The sequence below is a fragment of the Neobacillus rhizosphaerae genome (assembly GCF_050477885.1).
In the GTDB taxonomy this organism is placed as follows: domain Bacteria; phylum Bacillota; class Bacilli; order Bacillales; family Cytobacillaceae; genus Neobacillus; species Neobacillus rhizosphaerae_A.
The window spans coordinates 1-7739 of the sequence record NZ_JBCNAC010000035.1; the positions used below are offsets into that span (position 1 = coordinate 1).

General features: G+C 39.5%; 7 protein-coding genes. 3 read left to right on the plus strand and 4 right to left on the minus strand.

The genetic code is table 11. The features are described 5' to 3' along the window. Nucleotides 1-61: 61 nt before the first annotated feature. Nucleotides 62-838 (minus strand): hypothetical protein, encoded by a 777-nt coding sequence (locus tag ABES03_RS04960; RefSeq protein ID WP_430115672.1) that lies wholly within the window; start codon nt 836-838, stop codon nt 62-64. Nucleotides 839-1164: 326 nt separating this feature from the next. Between ABES03_RS04960 and mgtE the strand changes: the two genes are divergently transcribed. The 3 genes from mgtE (at nt 1165) to ABES03_RS04975 (ending at nt 4519) form a co-directional block, all read left to right on the plus strand. Further along, nucleotides 1165-2520, plus strand: coding sequence for a magnesium transporter (gene mgtE, locus ABES03_RS04965; RefSeq protein ID WP_430115673.1), 1356 nt, complete (start codon nt 1165-1167; stop codon nt 2518-2520). A 138-nt stretch (nt 2521-2658) separates the two neighbouring features. After that, the gene (locus tag ABES03_RS04970; RefSeq protein ID WP_430115675.1) at nt 2659-3846 is read left to right on the plus strand and encodes an FtsW/RodA/SpoVE family cell cycle protein; all 1188 of its coding nucleotides are present in this window, start codon (nt 2659-2661) and stop codon (nt 3844-3846) included. A 79-nt stretch (nt 3847-3925) separates the two neighbouring features. Then, nucleotides 3926-4519: a DedA family protein gene (locus ABES03_RS04975; RefSeq protein WP_430115677.1), complete on the plus strand. Its 594-nt coding sequence runs from the start codon at nt 3926-3928 to the stop codon at nt 4517-4519. Nucleotides 4520-4545: 26 nt separating this feature from the next. Here ABES03_RS04975 and ABES03_RS04980 read toward each other — a convergent pair whose 3' ends face one another. The 3 genes from ABES03_RS04980 to ABES03_RS04990 form a co-directional block, all read right to left on the minus strand. Further along, nucleotides 4546-4839, minus strand: a complete 294-nt coding sequence (locus ABES03_RS04980; protein WP_430115678.1) for a hypothetical protein — start codon at nt 4837-4839, stop codon at nt 4546-4548. Between the two features lie 45 nt (nt 4840-4884). Continuing rightward, nucleotides 4885-6711 (minus strand): APC family permease, encoded by a 1827-nt coding sequence (locus ABES03_RS04985; protein WP_430115681.1) that lies wholly within the window; start codon nt 6709-6711, stop codon nt 4885-4887. A gap of 229 nt (nt 6712-6940) precedes the next feature. After that, nucleotides 6941-7435 (minus strand): methylated-DNA--[protein]-cysteine S-methyltransferase, encoded by a 495-nt coding sequence (locus ABES03_RS04990; RefSeq protein WP_430115682.1) that lies wholly within the window; start codon nt 7433-7435, stop codon nt 6941-6943. Nucleotides 7436-7739 lie beyond the last annotated feature (304 nt).

The window sequence follows — 7739 nt, forward strand, 5'->3', positions numbered from 1 at the left end:
TTCTCGAAGTCGAATTTTATGATCGTTAAAAGCATAGGCTGACTCACAAGGAGCCAGCCTTTTATATTACATTCAATTTCCATTCTTTTGTCTTTTTATCAAAGATCAGCTTGGCATGGTATGGTTTATTTGATAGATTTTCATATTCCTCATACATGTCATCCATATTCGCGAAATCACCAATAACCCAGATTGGAATTTCCAAACGTCCGCGTTGATGATCGGCATCCCGTAAAGAAATACAAATTCCTTCCTTAATGAACGGGGTTAATGAGAGAAGAATTTCTTTATTCACCGGTGGATAAATCCGCTTTTTTCGAATACCAAGTATGGACTTTTCCAGTTTCAGCTCGCCAACCTTGCCTGCAACCACTTCACTAAGTAAATGGAAAAAATCCTTAAAGCTTCGGTAATAAATTTTGTTAAACCAGCCATCATCATGCGCTAAATAAACAAAACGATTCCCCAGCTTATTATAAAAAGGCAGCTTTAAATGATGTTTTTGATGGCCAAGATACAATAATTCAGCCAACTCCTGCCCTGATAGTTCATTTAAGACCTCTTCTTCAATAAAATCAATCCAACAAAAGTCCCCATAACTGTATACATCTTCGCCAGCTAATTTATTTATTCTATCTTCCGGACAATATTCGAGTAGTGTATGCATATTAAAATCAGCATCATCAAAACGGTGCTTTAATAAAAGCAGATGATTTAATGAACCTGAAAAAGCAGCAGCAAATTCATCGAATTCAATACCGTAGGACATAACATACTGGTCTGTTTGGTTTAAATGGACATAGATGAGATCCCGTATGTCTTGATGATGCTTCTTCAAAGCCAAACTCCTCCGATCAAACACATGTAATTTATGTCTTAAAGAAAATAATTGTTAAACCTAATTTCATACTTACTTATTTTATCAAATAATAGGTCAAATAGCTTATTTCAATTCTTTTACAAATAATATTTTTGAATAACACCTATTTTGTTTTTGTATCTGTTCTTTTATTGCCCTTCATATGATTCAAATCAATTTTCTTTTCGAAATTACACATACTATTTTATAGTTCTTCTTCTTATTATTTCTATTTCCCTTCTATTTCATTGATTTATTTTAAAAGAATCATCAACACCGCACCTGAGGAAAGGAGTGTGGCCTGCATGATTAAAGATATGGCTCAAGATGAGATTAATCTTTATATCATAAAAACGTTAAAAGAAAACAAAAAAGCTGAGTTTGAATCCATCATAGATGAACTTCAGCCTTACGATGTGGCAAAGATCTATGAGGAACTACCCGAGAAACATAAAGCCCGATTTCTCCTCTTTTTAAAATTTGATCTCTTGGCAGACTTAATGGAGGAGTTACCAAAAACGGAACAACTGGATTTATTAAACAAGCTCGGAATTGAAAAATCCAGTAAGGTTCTCGACTTAATGGATAATGACGATTTGGCCCTTTTATTAAACGAATTATCTCCTGAAAAGAAGGATTATCTCTTATCAGGGATGAAAGCGGAAGAGTCGAATGCCGTTAAAGGTATTATGAATTATCCTCCGGAAACTGCAGGGCGAATCATGACCAACCGCTTTGTATGGATTCGGGACTATTTTACTGTTAAAGAAGCAGTTGAAAAATTTAAGGTCTTTGCGGAGTTCGCCGAGTCGATTAACTATATTTATGTCACAGACGAGACACGAAAACTCGTTGGTGTTGTTTCCTATCGAGATCTCCTGTTAGCTGAACCTGAAGAAAAAATACGAACAATCATGTATGAGCGAGTCATTTCTGTCACAGTAACGACCGACCAAGAAGTAGTTGCTCGAATGGCAGAACGATATGACTTCTTAGCCATCCCCGTTGTCGATGAAAGCAATGTCCTTGTCGGGATTGTCACCGTCGATGACATTATCGACATTGTCATCAAAGAAGCGAATGAGGATATTGAAAAATTATCAGCCACAGGAAAGTCAATCGATTTTGAAACTAAAATGTTGGTTGCGGCCGCACGGCGATTACCATGGTTGATTTTGCTATTGTTTATTGGACTTATTTCAGGCAGGATTATCAGCAGCTTTGAGAATACTTTGCAGCAGGTTGTAGCTCTTGCCTTTTTCATGCCCATGATCGCGGGGATGACAGGGAATACTGGCACGCAGTCCCTTGCGGTTGTCGTTAGGGGGCTAATTTCACATGATATTGACCGTGGAGTGATTACCCGCCTTATTATTAGAGAACTCGGGGTGGGCATTACGATCGGGGTTACCTGTGCCATCCTTATCTCGATTATTGCATATATATGGCAGGGAAATCTGATTCTTGGGGCGGTTGTCGGTTGCTCCCTTTTCTTTACCCTCATCATCGGAACGCTTGCTGGGACTGTTATTCCCCTTATTCTTTATCGTCTCAAGATTGACCCTGCGGTAGCATCAGGCCCTTTGATTACCACCTTAAACGACATCTTTTCTTTGCTTACCTACTTCGGCATAGCGACCATGTTTATAAAACACCTGTAGTTATGAAAAATCGAAACATTTTTCTTAAACAAACGTCATTTATTATAGGAGTTGTAATTTTTTCCTATTAGTATTGTGGGATAATCCCGTGTTTGCTAGCATAAGGTTAATAATTAATAGAAAAAATTGGGTGTTGCAATGGGCAATTATATGAAAAAAGCCGATCGATTTGACTGGACATTAACGTTATTACTTTTTCTCTTCTTCCTTTTCAGCTGTGCGGCCATCTATAGCGCACAAGCTTCCGAGCAATATGGTGAAAAAGACTTCTTAGTCATGCAAGTATTTTGGTATGTGGTCGGAGCCGCAATTATATCTGTTTCCATCTTTATTGATGCCTATCAGTACAAGCGGCTTTCCTGGTATTTATATGGATTGGGTTTATTGTTACTCCTTGCGGTATACGTTGCCCCTGAGTCCATTGCACCAGTCAGAAACGGCGCAAAGAGCTGGTTCATTTTTAAGGGGATAGGGTCTATTCAACCTTCCGAGTTTGTAAAGATCTTCTTGATTTTGGCCTTAAGTCGTTTAACAACCAGCCACCAAGAAAAATACATAGATAAATCATTGAAAACTGACTTTCTCTTATTGCTAAAATTAGGTGTAACCACTGCAGCTCCACTCGGTTTAATTATGATGCAGCCAGACCTTGGAACTGGACTTGTGATTCTTTCCATATTAACAGGGTTTATCCTTGTTTCAGGTATCACATGGAAGGTTATTATTCCTATTTATAGTGCTGGGATTTCCACCGGTGCCCTTATCTTCTATCTTGTTTTACAAAAACCTGAATTACTTGAAAAATACCTCCATGTAAAGACCTATCAATTCAATCGAATTTATTCTTGGCTTGACCCAGCCAATCATTCATCAGGATCAAGCTACCATCTATTAAAATCATTAAGTGCGATCGGCTCAGGTTTAATTACTGGTAAAGGTTTTACTCATCGGGAAGTATATATTCCTGAAGCACATACAGATTTTATTTTTAGTGTGATTGGTGAGGAGTATGGCTTTGTGGGCGGAAGTATCGTCATTGGCCTTTTCTTCCTATTAATTTATCATTTAATTAAAACCTCACTTGAAACCAATGACCCTTTTAACACGTATGTATGTACAGGAATTATTAGCGTGATAACCTTTCATGTGTTTCAAAATATCGGAATGACGATCCAAGTCCTGCCGATTACAGGCATTCCGCTCCCGTTTATTAGTTACGGTGGCAGCTCCCTCATGGGTAATATGTTTGCAATGGGCCTTGTTTACAGCATTCGTTATCATCATAAATCCTACTTATTTTCTTCAAGTAAATCATTAAGTAGCTAACCTAATTTATTTCTTAATGAGACAATCTAAGATAAAATAAGAGTAGACAAAATACTTTTTACATAAGCGAAGGTGAATTATGGCTGATTTTATTAATGGCGTTTTGGAGTTTTTATCACAGTTAGGCTACTTTGGGATTGCCTTAGGGTTAATGATTGAGATTATCCCTAGTGAAATTGTGTTAGGCTATGGCGGTTATATGATTGCACAAGGCCATCTCAATTTTATTGGTGCCGTGATTGCTGGAACCATCGGGGGAACGATCGCTCAGTTGTTTTTATATTGGGCAGGTTATTATGGCGGCCGGCCATTTTTAGAAAAATACGGCAAGTTTGTCTTAATTAAGAAGAGTCATATTGATATTGCTGAACAATGGTTTGAGAAATATGGAGCGGGCGTCATTTTCTCTGCACGTTTCATTCCAGTTGTGAGACATGCCATTTCGATTCCCGCTGGTATCGCCAAAATGTCACCGACAAAATTTACGCTTTACACTGTGGCAGCAGTGTTACCTTGGTCGATCCTTTTCCTTTACTTAGGAAAGGTACTGGGAAGCAACTGGTCACATATCAAAGAATACGCACAGCCCTACGTCATGCCAATCATCATTGCAGCAGTAGTTTTAGGTGCGATTTACTTTTTAATCAAAAAAACAAAGAAAACCACCGACTAGAATCGGTGGTTTCTTTCTTATGGTTTTTACGACGATTGCTTGGAAAACTTCGCTTGTGCCCAGGCATCAAGCTTTTTCACATGCTTTTTTCCAATCGTGAAGCCATATACAATTAGTAGGACAATAATCAATGTAAACATATCAATTTTTTTCGTCGCAATAAAGTTTACAATCCCCATTAAAACCTGTGGAATCACACCCGTTAATGCAAAAAGCACAGTGGCTACCTTAAACCAGAAGCTTGACTTCAACCCATACCTCGCATAAAGCAAGAAAAAGGTAGAAGACCACGCCAACACTTCAAGAATAACCAAGATCATCCACTTGTTCTCCACCAAAAACACCAAAGTCCCTCTCACCTTCTTTTACTTTTTAAAATGGAATGGCAAGGTTGCCACAATTACTCTCTTTTTAAATATGAGGTAGGTACGGATTAATAAGCTTGATTGATTATGCAATATGTTATGCCAGCTTTTCTTGGTAATAAATTGCGGAATCAGCACCGTCACTCGGTAATTGTTTTCACTCGCCTTGTGTTCCACCGTATCAATAAACTTCGATAATGGCTGTAATACACTGCGGTAATGTGACTGCAATGTCACCAGCCGTACATCCGGCTGCCATTGCTGCCATTTTTCCTCAAATCGTTTTTCATCTTCACGATCAAAGGAAACATACACAGCAAAAATTTGATCAGTAATAGACTTGGCATAGTTAATTGAATTGGCAACAACCTTCGTAATCCCTGCGACAGGAACGATGATGACGTTACCTGAAATGTTATAATCACAATCCCCAGGTTGAAGTCTTAATTGTTCCCCTACCGCTTCATAATGCTTTTTAATTCTTAGGAAACCTATGACAATTAACGGCAAAAAGATGATAACAAACCAAACTTGACTTAATTTCGTTACGAAGAAAATGATTAAAACCGTTAAAGTGATTAGAGCTCCAATTAAATTAGATGCCAATTTTGCTAGCCAGCCTGCTGGTTTTTCCCTAAGCCACTTTAAGATCATTCCCGTTTGCGACAAGGTGAATGGAATAAATACTCCAACCGCATAGAGTGGGATAAGGCTTTCCGTTTTCCCCTGGAAAGCAATAATGAGCAGGATAGAAGCAATTCCTAAAGAAACGATTCCATTTGAGTAACCGAGACGGTCCCCCCTAATGGTAAACATCCTTGGCATATACTTATCCTTTGCCATGCTAAAAGCAAGTAATGGAAAAGCAGAGTAACCTGTATTGGCCGCAAGCACCAATATCAGGGCAGTTGTTCCCTGGACGAAAAAGTAAAGGTAGTTTCGACCAAACGTTTCTTTAGCAATTTGAGAAACGACTGTTTCATCATGCTTCGGCGAGACTCCGTAATAATACGCCAGAAAAGTGATTCCAGAAAACAGGATCGCTAAAAGTGTTCCCATTAGGACCAGTGTTTTGGCCGCATTCTTTGGTGCAGGATCCTTAAAGTTTGGAATGGCATTTGAAATGGCTTCCACTCCCGTCAAGGCAGAGCATCCAGAAGCAAATGCTCGGAGCAGCAAGAATAGGGTAATCCCTTGAACCGGTGCCCCAATTGCTGCATGCTGAGCAGTTGGAGACACATCGCCAGTCATTATTTTATATAGTCCAACTCCAATTAAAACAAAGAGAGCAACCACAAACAAATAAACTGGATAGGCTAAAATCGATGCTGACTCCGTTAACCCTCTCAGGTTAAGAATGGTAATGAAAACAACCAAAATGCACGCAATCAGCACTGTATGGGTATGCAGGGCAGGAAATGCCGAAGTAATCGCGTCCGTTCCTGCGGATACACTAACAGCTACGGTTAATATGTAGTCAACAAGCAAGGAGCCCCCAGCAATTAGTCCCGCTTTCTCACCAATATTTTCTTTAGATACAAGATAGGCTCCACCACCCTGTGGGTAGGAATAGATAATTTGTCGATAGGATAAGATGAGTGCAGCAAGAAGAAACAAGACGCCTACCGCAATGGGTATCGAATACCAATAAGCAATCACGCTAATGGTTGCCAATACAATTAATATCTGTTCAGTCCCGTATGCTACAGAGGAAAGAGCATCTGAGGACAAGATAGCTAGTGCCTTAAGTACATTTAATTTTTGTTCACCTAATGCCGTTGACTTTAACGGCCGGCCAATTAACAGCCTCTTAAAAGAAGAAAGCATGTGATTCACCCACCACATTCAAAGTAGAATTACCGATTGATTTTATCACAAGATAACAGCGAAGTTGAAGTGTTTTCTTTTTGACAAAAGGAACTATTCCAATCATGCATCATTCCTTTTCTAGTTTAGAGTACCCGCTTTTAGCACCATTAACCCGTTTTGGCCATCCTCCGCATAAGAAAAGCATGAAGAAATTAATCTTCATGCTTAGTGTACTATTACGTAATTTCTATTGGGGAATGAGGTGGCCTTCAATCTCTAATAACATTTTTTTAATAGGCGTATTCGTCCCTGCATATCCTCCCAGACTTCCACTTTTTCCAATCACACGATGACAAGGAATAATAATGGGCAGCTGGTTGGATCGATTAGCTTGTCCAACTGCTCTAACCGCTTTTGGATTACCAATCATTCCTGCTACGTCCGCATAGCTCTTTACTTCACCGTAAGGAATGGACTGCAGCGCCTTCCATACTTGCATTCGAAATTCCGTTCCCTCAATGGATAAGGGCAAGTCAAATTCCTTCCTTTTTCCGCTGAAGTACTCGTCCAACTGACGAATCGCTTCACCACAAAGGACAGGGTCTTCTATCAAATCAGGATGGTCGTTCAAAAACTTTTCCCAATCCTCCTCAAATAGCTCGACTCGCTTAATCCCTTCCGCATCTGCAATCACTCTTATGGTTCCAAATGGAGACTGATATGCCGCATAACCTAATTTCATCGTGCTCACTGCCTCTCTTCTTATGTTACTCTCATTATATCAGAATGCACAAGCGCCTTGGTCAGCTCCGATCAAGAATACTGGTCGATTGGTTAGCGGAATGCTGACAGAGACCTAGTGGCACTTAAGCGTATTCTTAGGCCTTAGTAGCAGGCAACCTTGCCCTTGCCCTCGGTTATTAAAAAGTTTCCCTATTTACCGGTCGTGTCCTTTTTCCCTTTCCACGGGCATTAGAAACTTCTTCTATTTACCGGTTGTGCGCTTTTTCTCTTTGCTCAGGCATTAGAAACTTCCCCTATTTACC